The sequence below is a fragment of the Urechidicola vernalis genome, from assembly GCF_031846385.1.
Lineage (GTDB): Bacteria > Bacteroidota > Bacteroidia > Flavobacteriales > Flavobacteriaceae > Urechidicola > Urechidicola vernalis.
In genome coordinates this window covers 108,808-134,883 of the sequence record NZ_JAVRHV010000001.1, presented here as the reverse complement: position 1 = coordinate 134,883, position 26,076 = coordinate 108,808, and the positions used below count along the sequence as shown (strand labels likewise).

Here is a 26,076-nt window from a genome sequence, read left to right as displayed (position 1 = left end):
CTTTTTATCTTTTATTTCACTGCATCATAATTATCATCCCACTCTTCAACATGAGGATCACCTAATTTACCTACAGATTTGGCAACCAACATAGAAACCGTTGCATCACCAGTTACATTAATAACTGTTCTTAACATATCTAACGGTCTATCAACTGCAAAAATTAATGCCAATCCAATCGCTAGTTTTTCTGGAGGAAACCCAACAGATTCTAAAACTATTACCAACATCACCATTCCTGCTCCAGGAACTGCGGCAGAACCAATAGATGCCAATAGGGCGGTTAATATAATTGTTAATTGATCGGCAAAGGTTAAATCAAAACTTAAGGCCTGAGCTATAAACACCGCCGCCACAGCTTGGTACAAACTAGTTCCGTCCATATTAATTGTAGCTCCAACAGGCAATACAAAACTCGACACTTCTTTATCTACGCCAATATGTTCCTCTACACGTTCCATTGTTACTGGTAACGTTGCTGCACTAGAACTTGTAGAAAATGCTAACAATTGCGCTGGAGATAATTCTTTTAAAAACCAAAATGGATTTTTCTTAGTAATTACTCCCACTAAAATACAATAGAATACTATCATCAACAGTAATCCTCCAACAACAGTTAAAGCATACCATAACAAGGCTATTAAAATATCCGGATCATCTGACGACACAACTACGTTAGCCAATAAGGCAAAAACTGCAATTGGTGCTGACAACATAATTAAATCAACCATTTTTAACACCACATCATTCATGGAGTCAAAGAAATCCTTTAACGGTTTTGCGCGTTCTTCTCCAATTAATAGCATTGAAATACCTAAGAAAATAGTAAAGAAAATAACTTGTAACATTAACTTATTTTCGCTCATGGCTTTCATAGCATTGTCCGGAACCATGTCTTCCAAAAACTGTAATGGGCCTGAGCTAATTTGTTTGGATGCCTCTGCAATTTTTGCTTGCACGCCGCTATTGTTTGCGTATGTATTGGTTAATTTTGTTATTGTTTCTTCCGAAATTCCATTACCAGGCTGCACTACATTGACCAACAACAAGCCAATAGAGATCGCAATTACTGTCGTTCCAATATAAATTGAAATGGTTTTAAGACCAATATTCTTAAACTTAGATATATCCTTTAAATCTGAAATTCCTTTTACTAAAGAAGCGAGAATTAACGGAACGGCAATTAACTTTAAAAGTTTTACAAAGATGCTTCCTATTGGTTTAATCCAATCAGAAACAAATCCTTGCCCCCAATCGAATGATGTCATTAACAATCCAAAAAGGATTCCTAGTACCATCCCAATCAATATCTTCCAATGTAGTGCCATTTTCTTCATTCCGTTGTTTATTTATTTTAAGCCTTGAAAGGTAACAAAATATTTAAAATTTCAGATAGAATTGAAACTAAAAAAGGTTGACGAAATTCTTTCAATATTTATTTGAAATCGTATTTTTGCGCATCAAAATTTATCAATGGAAAAATTAAAACAACGTTGGGGTATCACATCTAATTTGCAAATCATCGCAATTTTAGTCGTTTTTTCAATCAATGGTTCATTTGCTGCTTGGGTCGCTGGCCCTGTTACAAATTTTTTCGGAATAAATGCCGAAACCACGCAGCCATACGCTTGGTATATATTTTTAAGAATTGTTTTAATATTCCCAATTTACCAATTGACCCTTCCATTAGTTGGTTGGTTATTTGGTCAGTTTAACTTTTTCTGGAGTTTTGAAAAGAAAATGTTACGAAGAATGGGCTTTAAACGCTTTTTTCCTGAAGAGGAAGATTAACACGCTCCTAATTTCTTCCTCAAGAGAGAACCCTAGAGTAAAATACCTTGTCTTTCCTGCAATACTAGGAATCTTTATTTTTTCCTTAATTAATACCATTTTTTTGCGTTGAACTATTGTCACCTTGAGCGCAGTCGAAAGGTCTCATTACATATAAGGAAAATACAATTATCAAATCTAAAGGGGTTGAAATTTACATTAAGTTGTTTGAAACATCCACCTCAATCCTCCCTAGAGGGAGGAAACTTGAATATTATATTTCATCACTTTTATGTGCAATTCTTCTTACTCTTCTATTAAAGGAGGTGTTTTATTTACAAAGACCTGTTCATAAATCCATGACAATGTAAAAGTTGGAATGATATCCGTTCCAATAAACCCGGCTTCTTCGCCAAATGAAATAAGACTCGCTACTTTTGCAAAGGTGCCTTTATATAATTTTAAAATCAGATATGCTGATAACGGCGCCCAAACAATATCCATAAATTCACCTGCACCTGGAATTACGAAAGACAGCATACCAATACCATCTAATAAAATACTAAGTAAGAGTTTTTTGTATTTCGGATTCATATTAGAATAAAAACGAAAAGTACTGTTATTAATTGTACTCTACAGACATCCATTTAACTAAATTTCTCAAACTAAAAATCCAACAACATCCAACTACACTATTGTTTCTTCAACTTGTCTTTGTATTGCTTTTGAAACTTCTCTAATTTCGGATTGATAACATATTGGCAGTAAGGTTGACTTGAGTTGTTAATGAAGTAATCTTGATGGTAATCTTCCGCAACATAAAAGTCATCAAATTCCGTTACTTCAGTAACAATCTTATTTGGAAAGACCTCTGCATCATCCAAAGCCTTAATCATTGTATTCGCAGCCAATTGCTGTGCTTCATTATGGTAAAAAACAGCAGATCTGTATTGTGTACCTTTATCATTTCCTTGCCTGTTTAGCGTTGTTGGATCGTGTGTGTTAAAGAATATCTCTAACAATTCTTCAAAAGATAAAACAGTTGGGTCATATGAAATCTGAATTGCTTCTGCATGTCCAGTCCTACCCGACACTACTTCTCTATAAGCCGGATTTTTTATATGCCCTCCAGAATAACCAGACTCTACTTTAAATACCCCTTCTAATTGTTCAAAAATTACTTCTGTACACCAAAAGCATCCTCCGCCGAAAGTGGCATACTCTATATTCTTCATAAATTTATTGTTTGCTTCAATTACTTCCTTTTTCAACTCTTTTTCGCTCGATAATCCAAAACAAGAAATCGTTAAAAAGGCTATTAATAAAATTGATACGTTTTTCATTCTAATAAGATTTCGTCATTAAGTCGATAAGAATTACACCATATTACAAACTTACATTTAAATTAGCAATGCTGTTTCAAATTCAAGCGGAGTTCTAATCTGTTCTCGATACATTTCCCCTAGGAAAACACTAGAACTGACGGTTAATTTTGAGATATTCATTTTCATTAACTGAATAATTGTATTTTTAATCCCCAAACTTTAACAATTCATGGAAAACTCAATTCTAACTACTGTTGTTCTACCTATTTCACTTGCCATTATAATGCTTGGCATGGGACTCTCTTTAACCATCAACGATTTTAAAAGAGTTTTTAAGCACCCAAAGGCTGCATTACTAGGCTTAACAAATCAAATGATCGTATTGCCAATAATTGGATTTTCAATGGCCCTTTTATTTGATTTAGACCCTGTTTTGGCCGTAGGTTTAATGTTAATTGCCGCTTGTCCAGGTGGTGCTACTAGTAATTTAATTACCCATGTAGCCAAAGGAGACATTGCCTTATCTATCTCTCTAACTGCAATTACAAGCATTGCTACGGTATTTACGATTCCTATTATTTTATCCTTTGCTTTAAACTATTTCATGAATGAAACTGGAACCAACATAGAATTACCAATAGGAGAAACCATGCTGCAGATAACCGGAATTACTATAGTACCCGTTACCATTGGAATGCTAATAAAACATTATAAACAAGACTTTGCGCTTAAAATGGAAAAATCGATGCGTATTGCATCAACTGTCATATTTGTTGCGGTACTTCTAGGTATTATAATGGCAAATAAAGAAATAATTGTTGATTCTTTTAAGCAAATTGGGCTTGTTGCTTTAGGCTTGAATTTAGCTACGATGGCAGTTGGTTATTTCTCGGCAAGAGGATTTAAACTTGACCTAAAACAATCTATTTCTATTACTATAGAGAGCGGCATACAAAACGGAACCTTAGCCATAGTAGTAGCGCTTTCTATTTTGGGCAGATTAGAATTAACTGTACCAGCGGTAGTTTATTCATTAACTATGTTCTTTACCGCTGGATTCCTAATGTGGTATTTTGGAAGAAGAAAAGATTAATTTCAAAATAAGTGTAAACAATAAATGCCCATTTCTGGGCATTTATTGTTTCAATATGTAAGAATTCAATTAATTACTACCGTGCCATTGCGCCCAATCTTTCATATCCCCAAATAAAACATTTCTACCTGATTCTCCATTTGTAAGAATAATAATTCCTGATTTGGATTCAAAGTCAAGCATGAAACCAGCATGCCAGCCTTCGTTAGACCCCCCATGCCCGTGTAAGGTAAAATCTCCAAAACGATTCATTTCCATATACCCCATTCCGTAATTTCCTTTAGAAAATTCAGTTGGATTTGTTAAAAGTTGTATACTTTTTTCAGACAGCACTGGATTGGGAGCATAAGATGTCTTTGCAAAAATAATTAGATCGTCTAGTGTTGTATGTAACCCGGCTGCTGCTTGTGCATTAAATGAACGTAACGCAATTTCTTTTCCGTTCTCATCATATGGCTTGGCAGATTTTTTTAACAACTGTTTATTTATATTAAAACTTGTTTGGTTCATTTTAAGAGGTGTAAAAATGGTTTTTTGCATATAGTCTGCAAAAGACCTACCGGTAACTTCTTCAATTACCAATTGTAAAATAGTATATCCTCCTCCAGAATATTTCCATTCGCTTTCAGGTTCCATAATTTGTATTACTGCCTCCTCTTCACGGCTCGTACCTAAAAGAGATTCAACTGTAGAGCTTAACTCTTTTCTAGACTCATAACCATTATATCCATGAACAGATAATCCTGCTGTGTGCTGCATTAAGTTTCGAATCGTAATTTTATCCGTATCAAACTCGCTTTCTGGCAGTTGCCATTTTGTAATATAGGTTGCTGCAGGTGCATCCAAATCTAACCTTCCGTCCTCTACCAGTATCATTATACCCCATGCGGTGAACATTTTAGAAATAGAACCAATATTAAAGCCAGTTTCACTATTAACCTCAATTTTCGCTTCCACATCAGCAAATCCATAGCCTTTTTTAACAATCACTTTTTCATTTTTAATAACTGCAATTGCCAAACCTGGCACTTTATGTTCTTTTAACGCCTTTGGTGTATTTTCATCTAAAGTACTTAGCAACTCTTTTTCAGATGCTGACTTTTGTGCATTGGCAAATGAGATGCTTAATGCCATTGTAATAATTGTAATTAAAGTTTTCATATGTATTATGTTTTAAATTTGATGCAAACCTAGAATGGTCACTCCATCATTTCTAAACATTTTGACAAACCCTACCAATGACATGACATACGTTTATTTATGATATTTAAAGTACCTTTATCATCTCATTGGAATCGTTTACATTAAAAAAAGTGACGTTCATAAAATAAAAGTAATCATCTTGAATTCACACCATAGCTTTGTGTCAAAATCATAAACAATTAGAAGACATGACACACAAAAAACTATTTAAAAACGCGGCTATATTATCAGGAATAATCATTACATTAATGATCATTTTTAGATATTCTCAGAGTGAACTTTATACAGTACTTTCAGCATCTCTAGGCCTAGTTATCTTTTACACCATTTTGTATTATTTATTTCAAACAGAAAAGGTGAAATTTGGAAACTCTACCCCAATCCTTAAATACTTGTTTTTAGGAATTAGTATCCCCGCATTGATTTTTGCAGTACAAATAACAAGCGGAACTGACGGGTTTATTACAAATGCGGTTAGAATCCTTTTGGCAATTGAAATTGCATACTTAATATTTTACTGGGTTTACACATACAGAAAGGGTATTCAAAAACTTAAAAGCGATAAATTAGAGGCTGAATTAATGCTTTTAAAAAACCAGATAAACCCTCATTTTTTCTTTAATACTTTAAACAATTTATATTCTTTAATAAAGAAAGATACTGATGTAGCACAGGACTATGTATTAAAGTTATCAGACTTAATGAGATTCACCATCTATGATAGCGGAAAGGAAAAAGTACAATTAAAAGATGAAATTCAATATTTGATAAATTACATCGAATTACAAACTGCTAGATACCATAAAGAAATTGATGTCAATTTTGAAAAGACCATTCAAAATTCAGAGACAATGGTTGCTCCATTATTGTTTATTATCTTATTGGAAAATGCGTTTAAACATGGTGTAGAAAAAGCAACTGAAAATGCATTTGTTCATATCCAATTAATTGAAGATGATCAAAAAATATGTTTTACGGCTAAAAATAATTTCGATTCAGAAGAGTCTACAACAAGCAATGGCATTGGATTGAAAAACCTAAAAGATCGTTTAGACTTATTATACCCTAACTGTTATAAGTTAGATGCGAGTTCGAAAGAAAACGTATATTCAACAACCTTGGAAATAGTAAAGCAATGATAAAATATATAATTGTTGATGACGAAACGGCCTCGCATGATAACATCAAAGATTATGCGAGCAACCTTTCGTATCTCTCTTTTCAAAAAAGTTGCTACAATGCTTTTGAGGCATTAGAATTTCTAAATAAACACGCAGTCGATCTAATTTTTCTAGACATTAATATGCCAAAACTTTCAGGTCTAGATTTTTTGAAAACACTCTCTAATCCACCTAAAATAATTATTACAACAGCATACAAGGAGTTTGCTTTAGAAGGCTACGAACTAAATATTGACGATTATTTATTAAAACCATTTAATTTCAGTCGCTTCTTAAAAGCGGTAAGTAAAATTTCCGATGCATTGGCCATTAATTCCAATCCTATTCGACATTCTGAAACGGTAGCAGACAAAAAGATATTTGTAAAGGAAGACAAGAAATATTATCAAATTAAACTACATGACATTCTTTTTATAGAAGCCTATGGAAACTATGTAAAAATCAATATGGCTGATAAAATGATCGTTTCGCATCAAACCTTAACTTCCCTATCGCATCATTTACCCGAAAATGAATTTATAAGAGTCCATAAATCGTTTATCATTTCTATTGATAAAATTGAACTTATAGAGGGTAATAGAATCCATATAACGCATCACAAATTACCAATAGGTAAAATGTACAAACTCAATGTAAACCGATTGATAAAATAGAGATCGCACATTACAAATTGAATCCTTACATTGACAAACTTCCACTAAAACACAATTAAATGTGTTTCTAAAGGGATAAAGTCACTTTGTACCCATATACTACTTTTGTACCCCTAATAGTTTTGTATTCATCCCTGTTGTTCAAATAAAAAGTAAACTAGATTTAGTTTTGTCACATCAATTTTAAAAATCGATAAAGATGAAAACCAAACTATTCAATTATTTAAACAAACCATATGCAGTAGTATTTATAATGCTCATTGCTCCTCTATTTGGGTTCATGGACCGGAACTTTGTTTTTTTCTTCGGCCTTGGCGTTGTTTTTCTATTATTAAAAGGAAGCAAGTATGACTGGTCAAAGTTTGGAATTGGTGAGAAAATCACCAAAAAAACCATTACAAAGAGTATCCTTATAGCACTCGTTCTTTTTCTTGTCTTTACAGTTATTATAGATCCCCTACTTCAAAATTTACTAGGCACATATGATTTATCGTCTATTGATGATATTAGAGGAAACCTTTCCGGATATGTTATTTTAATGCTTGTGATGTGGGTATTTGCTGCCTTTGGAGAAGAAATTCTGTTTCGAGGATATTATATGAAAGGATTGGCGGAATTATTTGGCAATAGTAATAAGGCTTGGATGTACTCAGCAGTAATCACCTCGCTTTACTTCGGAATTTCTCATGCATACCAAGGATTTATTGGTGTTGTGTCCGTATTTTTATGGTCTTTGCTTATTTCATTGCTCTTTAATAAAAACAGAAACAATCTATTGCTATTGGTATTGATCCATGGTATTTATGATTCTATTGGAATTACGCTCATCTATTTAAATAAAGACACTGTTATAACTGATTGGCTATTGCAATTACTTTAACAAGAAGCAAAAGAAATTGTTAACATGTTTATAAGTTCATTTGATTCGTGTACTTAATTTGACGAACTTCGCTTTACGCTGATGTAATATTTTAAACAGTAGAACATCAACCAATTATATCGTCATCAAAAAATCAGTACTAAAGAAAAGGTCGAATGAAAAAATTAAAAAAAGAAGACATTCATCAAGAGGTTTTTGACTTGTACGATGAGTATGCTCATAACAAAATTGAAAGAAGGCAATTTGTAAAGAAATTATCAATGTACGCTGTTGGTGGTATAACAGTTTCTTCATTGCTTAGTTTTATCATGCCTAACTATGTTGAGTCTGTTACTGTTAATCAAGATGACGAAAGATTAGATTCAAAGTTTATTACCTACAATTCTAAGAAAGGTAACGGAGAAATTAGAGGCCTTTTATCTAAACCCAAAAACGCTTCTAAAAAATTACCTGGAATTGTAATTATTCATGAAAACAGAGGGCTTAACCCATATATTGAAGATGTTGCAAGAAGAGCAGCCTTAGAAGGCTTTATAACCTTGGCCCCCGATGCACTAACACCTCTTGGAGGCTATCCTGGCAATGATGACGAAGGTAGAAGTATGCAACGTAAATTGGATAGAAATGATATGCTAGAAGATTTTATTGCGGCTTTTGAATACCTTAACTCACATGAAGGCTGCACAGGTAAAATTGGTGTTGTTGGTTTTTGTTTTGGAGGATGGATCTCTAATATGATGGCAGTTAAAGTACCTAATCTTGGAGCAGCGGTGCCGTATTATGGAAGCCAACCAACTAAAGAAGATATAATAAAAATAAATGCGCCTTTAATGATTCATAATGCTGGTTTAGACAAAAGAGTAAATGCCGGATGGCCTGCTTATGAAGAAGGGCTTAAAGAACACAACAAAGTTTATGAAGCATATGTTTATCCAGAAGTAAATCACGGTTTTCATAACAACACTACTCCACGCTACGACAAAGCGGCGGCGGATTTATCATGGAGTAGAACCTTATCATTCTTTAAAAAACATCTAAACCAATAACTGAGTTTATACAATCAACCACAGAATTTAAAATGAAAAAATCAGACGAGCAATTAGGCATGAACAAGAGCATTGCTCGAAGAGATTTTATACAAGCAACAGCATTAACTTCATTAGGATTAATGTTGTCTACATCCTGTGTTTTTACAAATAAAGAAAAAGAATCGCTTGTAAAAGACTACCCTCCTTTAAAAACTGGAATGCGAGGCTCGCATGACGGTTCTTATGAAACCGCGCATGCGTTGGCTCGGCAAGGTGTTCAATTTAAAAACCCGGTTGATACGGATGAATATTATGACCTGATTATTGTAGGTGCAGGTATTAGCGGCTTAACGGCTGCATATGAATATCGGAAAAAATTTGGGGATGAATCTAAAATACTCATACTAGATAATCACGACGATTTTGGTGGACATGCAAAACGCAATGAATTTGATCAATCTTCTTGTATGCGTTTGTCTTGGGGTGGCACTATGAATTTGGAATACACTTCATTCAGCCAACCAGTACTTGATTTTATTGCTGAGTTAGGAATTGATGTAAATGCCTTACACAAAAAAATTAAGTTCGATTACGGAAATGACAAACCTGCAATTTGGTTTGACAAAGACACTTTTGGAGAAAACATCTTAATTCCAGGGTTCTCTATGTATAGTAGAAATGAAGATGTGATTGATCAAATAGATAAATTCCCTCTTAGTGAACAAGGGATTGAAGCGCTGAAAGCCTTTTATACAAAAGATGACAATGTACTCGAAGGTTTATCAGAAAAGGAAATTGAAAACGTACTCTACAAAACGAGTTACACGGATTTCTTAGAACAGCATTGCCAACTTCCAAAAGAAGTTGTAGAACTGTTTATTAAAGCCACGGACGGTTATTGGGGTGTGCAACCTCATAGTTTATCCGTAGCAGAAGCAGTAAGTGCTTGGTTGCCCGGAGATCATAGAATAGGTGAATCGGGAAAGGAAGTACGTGGTAATAATGAATCTGAAGAGGTAGCAATGTTCCCAGATGGCAATGCCTCCATTGCACGTTTATTGGTTTGCTCATTGATTCCGGATGTCTGTCCAGAAACGACTGCTAAAACCATTGCCATGGCTGAGTTTGATTATTCTAAATTAGACCTGCCTAACAACGCTACTAAAATTCGCTTATCATCTACAGTCGTGAACGCTAAGAATGAAGCCAATGAAGTGGCAGTGACCTATGTTAAAAATGGAAAGACAATTCGCATACGATCCAAACATAGCGTATTGGCTTGTTACCATGCCATCATTCCTCATATTTGCCCTGAACTACCCGACCACCAAAAGAAAGCACAGCAATACCAAGTAAAACATCCAATGTTGGTGACAAATGTGCTGGTTAAAAATAGTACGGCACTAGATGCCCTTGGCATTTCTGGTGCATACTGCCCTGGACGTATGCATGCCAAGGTTTTTATGACCAAAGGCGTTAACACTGTTGGCTACCAACCAGATTATAATAAAGATGAGGCGGTGCCTTTGATGTTTTGGGGCATGATGGAACCACCTGCACGAGACATTCCTATTCACGCTCAATTAAGAGGCGCAAGAATGACGCTTTTCCAAAAGAAATTCGAAGACTTTGAAAGAGAAGTAAGAACGGTGCTCGATGGCTTATTAGGGCCTGCTGGGTTTGATGTTGCTGAAGATATTTTGGCAATAACTGTAAATAGATGGTCTCATGGATATTCGTATAGTTATTTAGATCTATGGGATAAAAAGTACAAGCTAAGCGAAGCCCCTCATGAAATTGCAAGACAACCCATTGGCAATATAAGTATTGCAAATTGCGATGCTGCTGCCTCCGCATACAGCCAAGCAGCCATAGAAGAAGCTTTTAGAGCTGTGAGAGAACTTAAATAAATTTACACCTACTATACTTTGTTTTTGTATTTTTAATATTAAGCATATTAGATTGTTAATATGTTTATAAGTTCTTTTTAATTGTAAAGTATATTTAACGAAATTCGCTAAACAAATAGAATATAGCATCACTATTGATAATAGCCAATAGTTAGCACCAATATTGAAAAAAACTAATTCTAATAAATCTTGAATCCCAATTCAACATCTAATCTTTTAAATGCACTAAAAGAACAAACTGAAAAACTGAAATTCATAACTCAAAGTATGAATTTTAATTTACCAGATTACACATTTGAAGAAACAGAACGGATCTTTTCGGAATATGGATGGTATATCCCTCCATTTATAGAAATTAGAATTGTATTTGAACTTGTCGAACTTTTTGACAACAAGAATGTACTCGAGGCTGAAAACCATCTAATTAATTATTTTAAAAAAAATCTTAAAAAAATTGAATCAGAATTAATAGAAAGCCACCCCGAAAGAAAAGACATTTTAACTGAAGCGTTTAAGGCTCACCGAAAGAAACTGTTTTACTCCTCGACAATACTGTTTTTATCGCAAGCAGACGGTGTGTGTGATTCAATTATTTTTAGAGGAAGAGAAATAGGTAAAATTAAAAATAACGATGAGAATCATCCGATAATTAATATCCTCGCAGAAAAAAATTCTCTAACAGACTATTATAATAACGAAACCAAAAATTCGAATTATTTTAGTGACTTAAATCGTCACGGTGTTATGCACGGAATTTCGAATAATTATGGTAACGAATTGAATAGTTTAAAAGCATTATCATTGGTATGCTGTGTTTCCGACTTTAAAAGATATAATAAGAAATATTACAGCTGCTAACAATGGCTATAATTGCTTGCGCCAGTTCGCTGCGCTCGTGACATTGTGGGATTTGAACAAAAAATCATAAATTTAACAGCCTAAACGTAATTCTAAACATTCTTTACTAATGAAATTCCCTTTATATTCAGTACTGCTAGTCCTATTCTTTTCCTGTTCTCCTTTTTCTGAAAAGAAACAAAAAAAATCAGATTCAGAATTAAAAGGCTATTTTGTAGATGCTAATAATGGTGATGACAGTAACGACGGTAAGCACCCCAATAGTCCTTGGAAAACGGTAGAAAAAATTAATGCCATCATTTTTGAACCTGGCGATAATCTCTATTTTAAAAGAGGTACAAGTTATTCGCATGGGCTACGAATTAATGGTGATGGAACAAAAGCCAAACCAATTACGATTTCGGCGTATGGAGAAGGTGATGCTCCAAAATTTACAAATACAGATGACAGCATATTTGATGGAAATGCTATTCAGATTAACGGAGATTATCAAATTGTAGAAAATCTATATGTTTATGGAACCAATCCAGCCAAGAACGGTTTTTTTATGACCGTGTGGAAACTAGGGGGCATAAAAGCCAATTTAGGTGCCGATCATACGATAATTCGCAATAATGAAGTAGTAGACTGCCCTATTGGAATAAATTCAGAAAGTGATTTTTGCCTTATCACCAACAATACGGTACGTGATTGCAACCGCCCAATTTTCCCTCCAGGTTGGGGGCCAATTGGTATAAGAATAGGAACGGGCAACACGGAGATATCGTACAATACCATACACAACTACCACAGTTTTGGTGGCACTTGGGGTGGTGATGGCGGCGCCATAGAAATTGACGATGGAAGAAACCCGAGAAACAATATTTCTATTCATCACAACAAAAGCAGTTTGAACATGGCTTTTTGCGAAATTAGTTATGGGTTTGATATTTGTGAAAAGAAACACCTAAAAAGAGCTTGTAAATTGGGAGATTGTCGCACTTGTAAACCAGAAGACCGCATCATAGAGAATTTGGTGATGGCTTATAACGAATCAAGAGACTACAGTTCATTTACACAAATATTTGCTCCTGTGGTAAACGGATTTATCGAAAACAATACGATTATAAGAACCTTAGAACATCCAGATATTGATTCGAATGTATTTCGCGAGCACGACCCTAATAGCCAAGCAGCCGACAGCCCAACAACCTACAGAAATAATCTTGTTGTGGTTGTGAATGAAAAAGTACGATCCGGAGTGGGCAATCAAGTATATTTAGGCTGGCCCATGGCAGAATTCAATCATTCTAACAATCTCTTTTTTAATTTGGATAGCCCAACCGTTATATTTAGCGATAAGCCAGATGAGAACAAAGAAAATGCTGAAGGAGAAATTATTGCAAATCCTCTTTTGGTAAATTTAGCTGAAGGAGATTTTCGTTTATCAGTCAAAAGTCCTGCTATAAATAGTGGAACAAATGAAGGCCACTATTCTTTAGATCTTGATGGAAATCCTATTAACAATACAAGAGATATTGGCGCTTATGAATTTCAGATAAAATAAACCACGTAACTCACTTCTTAAATCTGGTTTTGCCAGAAGCAAGTTGTAATTTACAGTTCAGATCGCATCGATAAAGGATTTAAAAATTGCATTAAATACTAAAAAACTTTGAACAACACCATGTATTATTAATTACTTGGTTCTGGTCTACTCAAAATTCTTTAGTTAATTTATTATCATATCTTTAAAGAAACTAAGCTATGATAAAATTCTTTAGAAAAATTAGACAACGATTACTGACTGAAAACAAGTTCGGAAAATATCTAACTTATGCAATTGGTGAAATTATTCTTGTTGTAATTGGAATATTGATTGCATTACAAATTAATAACTGGAATGAAAACAATAAATATAGGAAAGCCGAAACTCAAACCCTCATAAATCTAAAAACAGAGTTTAAGAAAAACCATGAAGGCCTATTAGAAATAATAAAATTTAAAATTAGACATGAAAATCAAGGTCGTGCTTATATAGAAATGATAACCAATGATACAGTTCCCTTATTTAGTAAAATACAAGCAAAAATTCCAACATTAAATACATCGCGATGGAATGCTAAATATCCTGTTTTAAATAGCCTTCTTAGTTCGGGTGACATAAAAAGAATAAAAAATGACTCTTTAAAACTTATGCTGATGAATTGGAATATGGAAATAGAAAAATTCCATGATATGGATAACCGTCATCTTGATGTAACAATTGAAAGATCTAAATATATAGACAACCATATCTATGGACCAATTGTAAAACTAGCGAAACATGATAGTATTTGGCCTGGAGGTTATTACCCAAATAATATATCGGACAAATTATATGACCAAAAGGCAACTATAATTAATGATGTTGCTTTTTATAATCATACTAAACTTATTATAACCCAATCATTTATTATGATAAAAATGGCTAAACAAAATATTAAATATTCCGAAAAAATTATGAACGAATTAGATTCTGAATTAAGAAATAGAACTGAATAACGGAAACACAAAAACATCTGGTAAACCTTTGTTCTTGGCTAAAAAAAGCACGAATTTAAAGCCGTACGAATCTTATAAAATACTGTTAGCCTTAATTATGACCAACAATTAAACAATGATAAAATTCTTTAAAAAAATTAGACAAAGACTAATCTCAGAAAACAAGTTCAGTAAATACCTACTCTACGCAATCGGAGAAATTATACTTGTAGTTATCGGGATTTTGATTGCTCTTTCAATAAATAATTGGAATGATAAAAGCAAAGAGAACTTAAAAGAAAAATTAGTTTTATTGGAAATTTCAAATTCGCTATTGGCCAATCTTGATTGGTTCCAAGATGTATCGTACAAGCGATTAGAGAGAAAGACAGAAGGTATTTCTAGGCTAACTAAAATGATTGGTGAGAACGAAAAAACTGTTTCGTTCGATTCAATAATTAAACTTTTTAATAAATCTCAAACGGACATAAGTATTATCTATGACTCCGGACCATATGAATCATTAAAAACATATGGTTTTGAAATTATTTCAAATGACACATTGCGTAAATTAATTATTAATAGTTACGAGGTAACATTTCCTTCAATGAGAGTATTTGGAGATAAAACTCAAAAAATATTAGATCCCCTTATTGAAGAAATAAAGATTAAAATATTTAAAAAAGAGGCCGTACAAAACGAAAAAGGTGTATGGCAATTAATTAACACACCAAAAGACAATAAAATATTGACCAACCCTGATTTTAAAAACCTTTTAGACCTAGAAAATCAGAAATACAATAATTATATTAACAGATTAAATTATGTAAAAAGAAGAATGACTAATCTTAATAAGCAGATTGTTGAGGAGTTGGACTATCTGAACGAAAAATAAGGAAAGCACGACACCGTTTAAAATATATACTTACTTAAAAGAAAAAAATTAACGTTTGTATTAGGCTAAAAATACTACAGATTTTAAGTTTATAAATATTATGCATAAAAGCTGGCAATACTAAATCAAAATGCAATTAAAGGAAGATTACACTAGTGAAATCATTAAACTTAATCCTGACTATGAAGGTGACGTAAAAGCTGTTTTGGTAGCCTCAAATAAAAATAGAGGAAATAGAAAGAGTGTATTATACCTGCATGGATATATCGATTATTTTTTCCACCCGCATTTAGGTGAAAAGTTTAATCAAAATGGTTTTGACTTTTTTGCCCTTGATCTCCGCAAGCATGGTAGGTCTTTAATGAGGCATCAGCATCCTAATTATTGCAAGGATTTAAGAGAATATTTTGAAGAAATTTCAATTACGATAAAAAAAATAAAACAAAAAGGAAACCCTGTGTTTTTACTAGCTCATTCTACAGGTGGCTTAACAGCAAGTTATTACATGAACTATGGCAAGGAAAGAGACTCAATTAACGGTTTAATTTTAAATTCTCCCTTTTTAGACTTTAACCAATCTCCACTTTCAAAATCAATAAGTTTATTTGTTGCAAGCCTCATTTCAAAGATGTCAACCTATGCAAAGATAGAAGGTGCTCTTTCTTCTGCATATGCTGAGAGTATTCACAAAGATTATTTCGGAGAATGGGACTTTAATCTTGAATGGAAACCTATAAAAGGATTTCCAACATATTTTATATGGGTATTAGCAATTGCTAAAGCGCAAACAGAAATGAAAACATCAGACATCCAAGTGCCTATTTTATTAATGCATTCCTCTGGGTCTAAGAAAATTAAGAAATATTCAAAAGAGGCAATGACTAATGATATTGTTTTAAACATTGAAGATATCAAAAGAGTCGGAGAAAAATTAGGAGATAAAGTAGAACGATTGGAAATTAAAAATGCCCAGCATGATATTTTTTTATCTCCTAAAGCAGTAAGAGATATTGGTTTCAATAAAATGTTTTCTTGGTTAGAAAGCACTGATTTTAAGAAGTAAAACTTCCGCCAATAAGATATATAACATTTACTACAATTAAAGAAAAAATGTAAAACCAAAACAACCAACTATTGTTGGTATTAGGTTGAAAATCATCAAAATTATAAGCCGCATAAATCTTATACGATACCGCTGAAAAACACCTCAAATCAACTACTCCCCTCTAGGAATCAAACCATACGGGAAAGCCACTAAACTTTCTGCACCATTTTTACCTATAGAGGCTACGCCAAATAAGAAATTGTCGATAACTATATTTTCTAATGTAAAGTCATTAATGTTCCCCACAAATCGGCTATACTCCCATTGCGCACTTGTGGTATTGCGCCAATAGACTTTATAACCAACAATATTCGCATCTGTAGAAGCGTCCCATTTTAAACGCGTAGAAGGTTGCACTGCTCCTGCAATTTTTACATTTTGAGGTGCTACTGGAGCCATGGCTAAAGCCGCTAAGGTTAAACAGTTTACAGCGGTCAGTTTTGAAGCATAGTCAAAATCTACACCTTCAATTACATCACCATATGCAATGCCATTTTCTGTTCTAATATCTTGGTGCTGTCTGTTGTAGTTTTCGTGCGTTTCCATAATCCGGACGCCTGTAAACCCAGCATCGTTAAAAGGTCTATGATGTCCTCCTCTACCAAAACGATCTAATCTATAAATCATAATAGCATCTAGGTTGGTCATATAAGCATCGGTTAAAGTATCAATATAACGGGCCAATTGTCTAGAAGGTCCGTCTACCTCTCCACCATAGTATCGCATCATGGCCTTTTGTCTATCAGTAGCATCCATAGAAATGGCTTCGGAAAATACTCTAAAAGAGGTATTATCTATAACCCCGTCAATTCCATGAATATTTCCAATCATGTCGTTGTTTAAGACTCCAATAATATTCCAATTGTTCTTTTTAGCATGTTCGGCTAAGATTTTACCTCCAAATAAACCCTGCTCCTCTCCAGACAAGCCTACATAAATAATAGAAACCGGAAATGAATATTTAGACAAAACGCGGGCTGCTTCCAATGCTCCTGCCATACCTGAGGCATTGTCATTAGCACCTGGAGAATCATCGGTAAAATTATTAGAATCACTAATTCTAGAATCAATATCTCCTGACATGATTACGTATTTGTTCGGATATTTTGTTCCTCTTTGAACCGCTACCACATTTACTATTTTAGTATCATGAACAATGCGTCTACCATCGGCTTTTACCACTTCACTGTTATAACTTACTTCCAAGCAATTGTCACAGTTTTCAGAAATAGTTTCAAACGCTGCTTTAATCCAACGCCTTGCTGCACCGATTCCTCTGGTTTCTGAAACCGTATCAGATAAGGTATGCCGTGTTCCAAAATTGGCAAGTTTTCGAATATCGTGTTCCAAGCGATCTGCAGAAGGAGCGGTTGCAATTTCTTGCAATCTTAAATCGGCTTCCGATTGTGAATACCCAATGGTACTAATTAGTACAAAACATACTAGAAGAATTCTCATAATTTTAAATTTTTAATTGCAATAACTACTTTAGAAAGCATGTCGTTGGTAAAATCTAAATGGGTCACCATTCGCAATTTCCCCTCTCCCATGCCAATAATTAAAATACCTTGTCTTTCTAATTCTTTAACAAATTCGTTTTCATCAATGCCATCTGCCGCATAGAAAATAACAATATTGGTTTCTATCGGTTCTACCTTTTTAACATATGATGAATTTTCTAATGCTATTCCCAAGGCTCTGGCTTTGTTATGATCTTCAGCCAAGCGTGCTACATGATTATCTAATGCATAAGAAGCTGCGGCTGCCAAATAACCCGCTTGACGCATACCACCACCAAATAACTTTCGAATACGCAGTGCTTTGGCAATATGTTTTTCAGAACCTAATAGCAAGGAACCCACAGGTGCGCCCAATCCTTTGGACAAACAAATAGAAATGGTATCTAAGATTTTGCCATACTGTTTTGGAGTTTCTCCTTTAGCCACTAAGGCATTGAACAAACGCGCTCCATCTAAATGAAAACTAAGTCCATGGTCCGTAACCACTTTTTTAATGCGTTTTATTTCTTCAAAATCCCAACAAGCTCCACCTCCTTTATTCGTGGTGTTTTCAATAGCTACTAGACTCGAATGTGCCAAATGAATATTATCAGAAGGATGTATCTTTTCCAATACTTGTTCAGCCGTAAACATACCCCTATCTCCATCAATCAATGCACAGGTTACGCCCGAATTGAATGCAGCGCCACCACCTTCAAAATTATACACATGCGCCCATTTATCGCAAATCATCTGGTCGCCAGGTTGCGTGTGTAATTTTATGGCAGTTTGATTGGCCATAGTCCCTGATGGAAAAAACAAGGCCTTTTTCATACCGAATAAATCTGCCACTTTTTGCTCTAAGGCATTTACACTTAGGTCTTGCTTAAACACATCATCGCCTACTTCGGCGTTAAACATGGTGGTTAACATGGCAGGAGTTGGCTTGGTAACCGTATCGCTAATTAAGTTTATTGTCATATTATTCTGTAGTTCCAATTGGTGAGCCATCTGGAATTTTTGGAGCACTTACTCTTTTAAACTTAGATGGATTGGATTTAAAGTTTTTAATCATTTTCTGTAGTTCTGCATTGTACATTTTCTGAACTCCAGTTGCGGAACTAGATTTTAGCAAACCTTCAATTTCATCAATTTTAAAGTTTACAATAGCCTGTACTTGAAAATACGTACGATCATTAGCGGCTAAATAAAACAATTGATTCAACACCTGATTGTTCACTACATTCTGTAATTCAGTAAAATAAGTATCTTTATGTGTTTTCTTATAAGAATTCGAAATTAGCGCGTCTATTACTTCAATCAAGCCTAACTGACTCTCATCTAAACTTTTATGTTGCACCATACGAGTTGCTCTTTCTGGATGCAATAACAACGCTAAAGTTAATTCAGATGCTGTATCGACTGCTCCGTATGGATCAAAAGCTACACCACTTTTACCTCTAAATGATTCACGCGATCTTCCATACCCAATGGCTCTTGGCGGAAATAATTCCAATAAACTTGTTGGAATTGCAATCTCCTCGACATCAATTGTTTTTAATAAGGTTTTCAATGCTCTGCGCTCCACATCTCCATCAACTCTAGACACAATATCTTGGCTTCCATCTTTTACCGCATAATTGTAATGCAAACCTCCAATCTGTTTTACAACGGCCTCAGTTTGGTATCTATGAAAGAAATACAAAGGTACGAAGACATCCTCTAAAACAGAAAATGGTTCATTTGATTTGATGTTATCTGCTGAGAAATTGTCGATTGCTAGTTTTCTGACCTCCAGTACATTTTCCAATTCTACTGTAACATCACTTCCATTATCCCATAAATGTGCATCTGCACTTGCAGAACCTTTAGGTCTTGCATCAGAATCAGATAAGTATTTTAATCCACTGCTAAAGGCATCATCTAAAATACGTTGTAATTCATATTTTTCGCTTCCTTCAAATTCTTGGTACGCATAGGCAACCGTTACCTTATCCCAATCGCCAATACCTACAGCATAGGCATTCGAAAAATCTATTTTCTTATTTTCAATTGAAAACTGTGGATGTGGATAATCCATTACCGATGCTCTGTTATTTGTACTTGCTGCAAAATTATGTGCAAAACCAATGGTATGTCCAACTTCGTGCGCAGACAATTGTCTAATTCTAGCCAACGCCATTTCCATGGCAAATTTGTCATTGACTTGATCGTTTCCAAAAGGAGCCTGTAATGCTTGTGCTATTAAATAATCTTGTCTAATTCTTAAAGATCCAAGACTTACATGTCCTTTAATAATTTCTCCTGTTCTAGGGTCAGAAATACTACCACCATAAGACCAACCTCTTGTGGACCTATGCACCCATTGTATAACATTATATCTTAAATCTAAAGGATCTGCACCTTCTGGTAAAATTTTTACTTGAAAAGCATCTTTATACCCAATGGCTTCAAAGGCTTGGTTCCACCAACGTGCACCATCTAGTAATGCAGAACGAATAGGTTCTGGTGCTCCAGGATCTAAATAATAGATGATAGGTTCTACTGCCTCACTAATCGCTGCCTTTGGATTTTTCTTTTCCAAACGATGCCTATATATAAAGCGTTTTACAATTGGTTCGTTTACCGGAGTAGCATAATCCATATAAGACATTGGATATCCTCCAGAACGCGGGTCGAAAATTCTAGGTTCATAACTATCATCTGGCAACTCAACAAATGAATGGTGTTGGTGCACTGTAACAGAAGTGGCATCCGGTGCTACACTACGAATCATACCTCCGGGAGACTTCCCTTTAAAAGTTAAGGCTACTTCAAACTCAACATTCTTGGAGAATGCCTTTGTTCTTTCTAAATAGAAAGCACTCTTACTTTTATCAACAGAAAAAGAGCCTTGCTTATTTCTACTTAATTTACCCGCTACATTATGTGCATCTCTTACAAAGAAATCAGTCGCGTCTACCAAATAAACTCCATTTTGCGTATCAATAATTTTAAACCCATGCAAGATTGATTTTGCAAAAGCTTCTTTAATAGAATTCTTTTCATTCGAATTTTCTGTTATTGCTCTAAATTTTTGATTTGGTTGTAGCAGTAATATTTTATTTCCTGCTTTTTGGAATTTTACAACAACTCCATTACCTAATTGTCCACGGTCAATTCCGATATCATTAGAACCAAGTCCTTGAGCCATAGCATGCACGTATAAAAACTCTATATCGAGTTTATCAATTTCTAAATAGACCTTGTCTTCTGAGGCTACATAATGAAAGTTAAAATATCCTTCAAAATTGGTCACTTCCTTTTTATCTGTTAGAAACTGCGAAAACACAGTAGATATTGAAGCACAAAATAATAAGCTGAGTAGTAATTTTTTCATGAAAATAAATTTTCATAAAACTAAACAAAACCTCCGACAAATTCAATGCTTATTCCAATTTCAAATCAGAAATAAACACTTATTTTTGTTTTATGATTACGAGCGAACAATTAAAAGATATTTCTGAACGCATTGATAAACTAAAGGGCTATTTAGATATTGATAAAAAGTTAATAGAAGTAGCGAATGATGAGGAACAAACTGTAAATCCCAATTTTTGGAATAATCCTAAGGAAGCAGAGGCTTTTATGAAGGTGTTAAGAGGGAAAAAGAAATGGGTAGACGATTATAAAAAGGTAAAAACTTTTAGTGAAGATTTAGAAGTCCTTTATGATTTTTACAAGGACGAAGGAGCGACTGAAGAAGAAGTAAAAGAGCAACACTCAAAAACGATACAATTATTAGAAAATATTGAATTTAGGAACATGCTCTCTGAAGAAGGTGATAATCTAAGCGCCGTATTGCAAATTACCGCAGGTGCAGGTGGAACTGAAAGTTGCGATTGGGCAGAGATGCTCCTTAGAATGTATATGATGTGGAGCGAAAGTCAAGGCTTTAAGGTGCGTGAATTAAATTATCAATCGGGGGATGTAGCCGGAATTAAAACAGCCACTATAGAAATTGAAGGTGAATTTTCCTTTGGATATTTAAAAGGTGAAAATGGGGTGCACCGCTTAGTTCGCATCTCTCCATTTGATAGCAATGCTAAACGTCATACCAGTTTCGCTTCTGTATATGTTTACCCTTTGGTTGATGATACTATAGAAATAAAAATAAATCCAGCAGATATAGAAATTGTTACAGCTCGTTCCTCAGGTGCTGGTGGTCAAAATGTAAATAAGGTAGAAACCAAAGTTCAGTTAACGCACAAGCCTACCGGTATTAAAATCTCCTGCTCTGAAACACGTTCGCAGCACGAAAACAGAGATAGAGCGATGCAAATGCTACGTTCGCAATTGTATGAAATTGAATTGAAGAAGCGACAAGAAGCAAGGAGCGATATTGAAGATGGAAAGATGAAAATTGAATGGGGAAGCCAAATAAGAAACTATGTTATGCACCCATATAAATTAGTAAAAGATGTAAGAACTGGTTATGAAACAGGTAATGTAGATGCCGTAATGAATGGCGATCTAGATGAATTTTTAAAAGCCTTTTTAATGTTAAACGGACAAAAAGATGAAAGCAATGAACTCTAAAATAAAAACAATCATATTTGACCTCGGTGGTGTATTGGTAGATTGGGATCCAATGAACCTTTACAAAAATGTTTTTGAAACGGAAAAAGAAGCGCGTTGGTTCTTAGATCACGTGTGCACTTCAGATTGGAATATAGAACAAGATGGCGGTAGATTGATCGCCGATGCTGTAGCATTAAAAATTGCTGAATTTCCGGGTTATAAGGAACAAATAGAATTATTTTATACCCGTTGGGAAGAAATGTTTAAAGGCATAATTGAAGAAAATGTGGCTATTCAACAAGCGTTAATTAAAAACCCAAATTATAACGTCTACGCTTTAACAAACTGGAGTGGAGAAAAATGGAAACGCTCTTTAGAATTATTTCCTTTTTTCAAAGATTTTGAAGGCGTAGTGGTTTCAGGAACTGAAAAAACAAGAAAGCCATTTGATGCTATTTATCAGTTGATTCTTTCTAGATACAATATTGAACCAACCACTGCTCTTTTTATTGATGACAATTTAGATAATGTGAATGCAGCCATTAAAAATGGTATTAATGCGGTACAATTTACAGGTGAAATCTCGTTAAAAAACATGCTGTCAAGGTATTATATCAATTTTTGATTATCCACCGAATAGTATTCATTTATCGACAAACGGATCGTTTCTTCAAACAAACGGTGATTTAAGCTAACAAATTGTTAATTTATATATCAAATTTCTATATATTAGCTCTTTAAAGTAAAATTTACTTTAAATTAAATGCTGGAAAAGAAATTAAAATCAACCCTTCCTACTAAATGAAAAGAATATTAATCTTAATATTTTTGACAGTTTTCTGCATGCACAATTCTTTTTCACAAGAAGAGCAAACTGTTACGTTTTCAGGAAAAATTGTTGATACCAATACCAATTTAGGTTTAGAATATGCGACAGTAATTCTTAATAAAAATAAATCCGACGTGCTTTTTGGTTGTATTACTGACAAAAACGGTGAATTTAAAATTGATATTTCCACTGGTGAATACACCATAAAATTTGAGTTTTTATCATATGAAACTAAGATCTTAAAGAACATAAAGATTACTCATGACACTTCTTTTGGAAATACAAAACTAACACCTTCTACTGAGGCGCTTAGTGAAGTTGAAGTCTCGTCTGAATCAACTAAAAAAACTTCGATTGAATTAGGAAAAAAGACCTACAATGTTTCTAAAGATATCATTGCTAAAGGAGGAACAGCTACCGATGTATTAGAAAACGCACCATCAGTATCCATTGAAAACGGCGTACCAACCATTAGAGGAAATGCGGCTACAGTGTTAATAAATGGACGTATCTCTGGACTTACGAAAAACGAAGCTCTTCAAAACTTACAAGCATCCGCGATAAAAAAGATTGAAGTCATAACCAACCCATCATCTAGATATAGTGCAAATATGAGCGGTGGTATTATCAATATTATCTTAAAAAAAGGATTAGACAATGGATGGAACGGTTCAATTACTGGTTCTGCAGGTATTGAAGAAATTTATGGAACTGGAGCAACCTTAAATTATAGAAAAGATAAAATCAATTTCTATACCAACACCAGTTATTTTAGTAGAAGGCCAAAATCTAAAACTACTATAGAAAACAAATATTTTGAAAATGGCATAACTACTGGCTATTTAAATGAAGATAGATTAAACACGCGTAAAAACAATGTGTTTAATACTACCCTTGGTTTGGATTTTTATGCCACCGATAACGCTTATTTTAATATTGAAACAGTATACGGAAAATATAATGGCGATTTTAACTCTAACAATATTGGTGATTATTTTGATGCTTCAAACACATTAACGAGTTCAATTGAACAATCGTTGCTAACAGATCACAACGATAATATTTTTGATTTATCTACTACTTATTACCAATATTTCGAGAAAAATGGGGCAGAGTTATATTTTAATTTAACACATAACTTCGATAATGAAGTAAATAACAGTAGGCTATTTTTCAACGAATTGTTTCCTAACGAAATGCCCTTACCTGATAAAGATGAACTTATCAATGATGAAGTTAAATTTAATCTAACAAGATGGCAAACCTATTATACGTTATCTACAAGCGAAAAAGGGACCTTGGAAATTGGAACTGATGGAGAACTAGGGAATATAACCTCTGACTTCAAAAACTATATCGTAAAAAATGGAGATTTTGTGAACAATCCAAACAGAACAAATTATTTAGATTACACAGAAAATTGGATTGGATTTTACGCAGATTATATTCAAAACTCTGACACCTTCTCTTTTATCCTTGGTCTGAGAACAGAAATAACAGATTTAGATGTAAATCTTGTTACTACAGGAGAACGTAACACAAAAAATTATACCGATATTTTCCCAACTATTCAATTAGAATATAACTTAAAGGAAGACAAAGTACTTGCATTAAATTATTTAAGAAGCATAAAACGTGTAGGATATCCAGATATAAATCCTTTTGAACAACGAATAAGTGAAACTACATCTTATGTAGGTAATAAAGATTTATTGCCATTTTACCCAAATCAAGTAGAATTTACTTTGTTGAATAAAAGTGAAGCCAAACTTACCTTAAACCCAACATTGTACTTCAGAAACTATGACAATATTTGGCAAAACATTACTGTTGAAACAGGCGAAATAATTAATGGAGTACCTAAACTAATTACAACCCCTATTAACTTAGGATATTTGAATTTTACTGGATTAGAGTTATTGACATCTTATAGCCCAAATGACAAACTTGAATTATCTTCTACATTAGACCTTAATTACGTAATGCAAGAAGGTAATTATGAATATACGGACAGTAATAATGAAGTTGTAGTTTTAGATTATGGAAATACTAACTTTGGAGGCTCAGTAGATTTAAATGCTACTTTAAAACTACCGTTGGACTTAGATTTTCAAACCTTGATAAAATACAATCTTATATCTGAAGGTGCTTATTCTAAACGTTATGATTATGTTTATATGGATGCTGCTCTTAGTAAAGATGTTTTTAATAAACAAGCATCTATATCAATTAACGCAAAAGACATCTTCAATTCTAACAAGACCAAAAGGCTACGTTGGAATGATGATTTTAATTCTATGAGTAATTTTCAATGGAGAGAACCATCTGTTGTTCTTAACTTTACATATAGATTTAATCAAAGTAAAAAAGATCGAAGTATAAAAATTAATAAAAAAGACGAGGAAATAAAATATTAGTATGATTCAGATTTATCACAATCCTCGCTGTAGTAAGAGCAGACAAGGTCTTCAAATTCTTGAAGCATTAAATTTAGATTTTGAGGTAGTAAAATATTTAGACGCTCCACCTACCGAAAAAGAATTAGCACATATTATAAAATTGCTTAAGATTACTCCTATGCAACTTGTTAGAAAAGGAGAAACTCTTTGGAAAGAAAACTACAAAGGAAAAGACTTAAGTGATAAAGAACTAATTAAAGCCTTGAGTGAGCATCCAAAACTTATAGAACGTCCTATAGTTATTGCTAACGGGAAGGCTGTTATTGGCAGGCCACCAGCGCAAATAAAAGAATTGTTTTAAAGTATAAAAAATAAAAAAACCGCAT

At 33.8% G+C, this 26,076-nt stretch carries 23 protein-coding genes; 16 read left to right on the top strand and 7 right to left on the bottom strand.

The features are described from left to right. Positions 1-11: 11 nt before the first annotated feature. On the bottom strand, positions 12-1,337 hold the full coding sequence (locus tag RM519_RS00615; protein ID WP_311591517.1) for a dicarboxylate/amino acid:cation symporter: 1,326 nt from the start codon (positions 1,335-1,337) through the stop codon (positions 12-14). A 136-nt stretch (positions 1,338-1,473) separates the two neighbouring features. Here RM519_RS00615 and RM519_RS00610 point away from each other — a divergent pair, with 136 nt between their 5' ends. Further along, positions 1,474-1,791, top strand: a complete 318-nt coding sequence (locus tag RM519_RS00610; protein WP_311591516.1) for a DUF6787 family protein — start codon at positions 1,474-1,476, stop codon at positions 1,789-1,791. 285 nt (positions 1,792-2,076) lie between these two features. Here the strand turns inward: RM519_RS00610 and RM519_RS00605 are convergent, their stop codons facing one another. Together RM519_RS00605 and msrA are read right to left on the bottom strand one after the other, a co-directional pair. Next, positions 2,077-2,364: a hypothetical protein gene (locus RM519_RS00605; RefSeq protein WP_311591515.1), complete on the bottom strand. Its 288-nt coding sequence runs from the start codon at positions 2,362-2,364 to the stop codon at positions 2,077-2,079. A gap of 98 nt (positions 2,365-2,462) precedes the next feature. Further along, a complete protein-coding gene (gene msrA / locus RM519_RS00600; RefSeq protein WP_311591514.1) occupies positions 2,463-3,113 on the bottom strand; it encodes a peptide-methionine (S)-S-oxide reductase MsrA in 651 nt (216 codons plus the stop codon). Positions 3,114-3,324: 211 nt separating this feature from the next. On the opposite strand from msrA, the gene RM519_RS00595 reads away from it, so the two are divergent. Beyond that, positions 3,325-4,188 carry a bile acid:sodium symporter family protein gene (locus RM519_RS00595; RefSeq protein WP_311591513.1) on the top strand — a complete coding sequence of 288 codons (864 nt, stop codon included), beginning with the start codon at positions 3,325-3,327 and terminating at the stop codon, positions 4,186-4,188. Positions 4,189-4,257: 69 nt separating this feature from the next. Here RM519_RS00595 and RM519_RS00590 read toward each other — a convergent pair whose 3' ends face one another. Beyond that, complete coding sequence (locus tag RM519_RS00590; protein ID WP_311591512.1) at positions 4,258-5,349, bottom strand: serine hydrolase domain-containing protein; 1,092 nt, start codon at positions 5,347-5,349, stop codon at positions 4,258-4,260. A gap of 230 nt (positions 5,350-5,579) precedes the next feature. Between RM519_RS00590 and RM519_RS00585 the strand changes: the two genes are divergently transcribed. From RM519_RS00585 to RM519_RS00540, 10 genes are all read left to right on the top strand, one after another. Continuing rightward, positions 5,580-6,530 (top strand): sensor histidine kinase, encoded by a 951-nt coding sequence (locus RM519_RS00585; RefSeq protein WP_311591511.1) that lies wholly within the window; start codon positions 5,580-5,582, stop codon positions 6,528-6,530. Beyond that, positions 6,527-7,225 carry a LytR/AlgR family response regulator transcription factor gene (locus RM519_RS00580; RefSeq protein WP_311591510.1) on the top strand — a complete coding sequence of 233 codons (699 nt, stop codon included), beginning with the start codon at positions 6,527-6,529 and terminating at the stop codon, positions 7,223-7,225. The genes RM519_RS00585 and RM519_RS00580 overlap by 4 nt, the downstream gene beginning before the upstream one ends. Positions 7,226-7,424: 199 nt before the next feature. Then, positions 7,425-8,105 carry a CPBP family intramembrane glutamic endopeptidase gene (locus tag RM519_RS00575; RefSeq protein ID WP_311591509.1) on the top strand — a complete coding sequence of 227 codons (681 nt, stop codon included), beginning with the start codon at positions 7,425-7,427 and terminating at the stop codon, positions 8,103-8,105. A 155-nt stretch (positions 8,106-8,260) separates the two neighbouring features. Further along, a complete protein-coding gene (locus RM519_RS00570) occupies positions 8,261-9,151 on the top strand; it encodes a dienelactone hydrolase family protein (RefSeq protein ID WP_311591508.1) in 891 nt (296 codons plus the stop codon). A 32-nt stretch (positions 9,152-9,183) separates the two neighbouring features. Then, positions 9,184-11,043, top strand: coding sequence for a flavin monoamine oxidase family protein (locus RM519_RS00565; protein ID WP_311591507.1), 1,860 nt, complete (start codon positions 9,184-9,186; stop codon positions 11,041-11,043). A 267-nt stretch (positions 11,044-11,310) separates the two neighbouring features. Next, entirely contained in the window at positions 11,311-11,901 is a 591-nt protein-coding gene (locus RM519_RS00560) for a hypothetical protein (protein WP_311591506.1), read from the top strand. A 109-nt stretch (positions 11,902-12,010) separates the two neighbouring features. Continuing rightward, positions 12,011-13,447 (top strand): choice-of-anchor Q domain-containing protein, encoded by a 1,437-nt coding sequence (locus RM519_RS00555; protein ID WP_311591505.1) that lies wholly within the window; start codon positions 12,011-12,013, stop codon positions 13,445-13,447. A 200-nt stretch (positions 13,448-13,647) separates the two neighbouring features. Then, on the top strand, positions 13,648-14,424 hold the full coding sequence (locus tag RM519_RS00550; protein WP_311591504.1) for a DUF6090 family protein: 777 nt from the start codon (positions 13,648-13,650) through the stop codon (positions 14,422-14,424). A gap of 115 nt (positions 14,425-14,539) precedes the next feature. After that, positions 14,540-15,298, top strand: coding sequence for a DUF6090 family protein (locus tag RM519_RS00545; RefSeq protein WP_311591503.1), 759 nt, complete (start codon positions 14,540-14,542; stop codon positions 15,296-15,298). A gap of 130 nt (positions 15,299-15,428) precedes the next feature. Further along, on the top strand, positions 15,429-16,361 hold the full coding sequence (locus RM519_RS00540; protein ID WP_311591502.1) for an alpha/beta hydrolase: 933 nt from the start codon (positions 15,429-15,431) through the stop codon (positions 16,359-16,361). Positions 16,362-16,514: 153 nt separating this feature from the next. On the opposite strand, the gene RM519_RS00535 is transcribed toward RM519_RS00540, so the two are convergent. From RM519_RS00535 to RM519_RS00525, 3 genes are read right to left on the bottom strand one after another with little or no spacing between them, the layout of a single operon-like run. Then, positions 16,515-17,861: a M28 family metallopeptidase gene (locus tag RM519_RS00535; protein WP_311591501.1), complete on the bottom strand. Its 1,347-nt coding sequence runs from the start codon at positions 17,859-17,861 to the stop codon at positions 16,515-16,517. Next, positions 17,858-18,883, bottom strand: coding sequence for a threonine aldolase family protein (locus tag RM519_RS00530; protein ID WP_311592542.1), 1,026 nt, complete (start codon positions 18,881-18,883; stop codon positions 17,858-17,860). Before RM519_RS00530 ends, RM519_RS00535 begins: the two co-directional genes overlap by 4 nt. A gap of 1 nt (position 18,884) precedes the next feature. Continuing rightward, positions 18,885-21,281 (bottom strand): zinc-dependent metalloprotease, encoded by a 2,397-nt coding sequence (locus tag RM519_RS00525; protein ID WP_311591500.1) that lies wholly within the window; start codon positions 21,279-21,281, stop codon positions 18,885-18,887. 92 nt (positions 21,282-21,373) lie between these two features. Here RM519_RS00525 and prfB point away from each other — a divergent pair, with 92 nt between their 5' ends. The 4 genes from prfB (at position 21,374) to arsC (ending at position 26,051) form a co-directional block, all read left to right on the top strand. Continuing rightward, on the top strand, positions 21,374-22,480 hold the full coding sequence (gene prfB, locus RM519_RS00520; protein WP_311591499.1) for a peptide chain release factor 2: 1,107 nt from the start codon (positions 21,374-21,376) through the stop codon (positions 22,478-22,480). Further along, positions 22,461-23,087 carry an HAD family hydrolase gene (locus RM519_RS00515; RefSeq protein WP_311591498.1) on the top strand — a complete coding sequence of 209 codons (627 nt, stop codon included), beginning with the start codon at positions 22,461-22,463 and terminating at the stop codon, positions 23,085-23,087. Before prfB ends, RM519_RS00515 begins: the two co-directional genes overlap by 20 nt. Before the next feature lie 176 nt (positions 23,088-23,263). After that, positions 23,264-25,708, top strand: a complete 2,445-nt coding sequence (locus tag RM519_RS00510; protein ID WP_311591497.1) for a TonB-dependent receptor — start codon at positions 23,264-23,266, stop codon at positions 25,706-25,708. A gap of 1 nt (position 25,709) precedes the next feature. Beyond that, positions 25,710-26,051, top strand: coding sequence for an arsenate reductase (glutaredoxin) (gene arsC, locus RM519_RS00505; RefSeq protein ID WP_311591495.1), 342 nt, complete (start codon positions 25,710-25,712; stop codon positions 26,049-26,051). Positions 26,052-26,076: the final 25 nt, after the last annotated feature.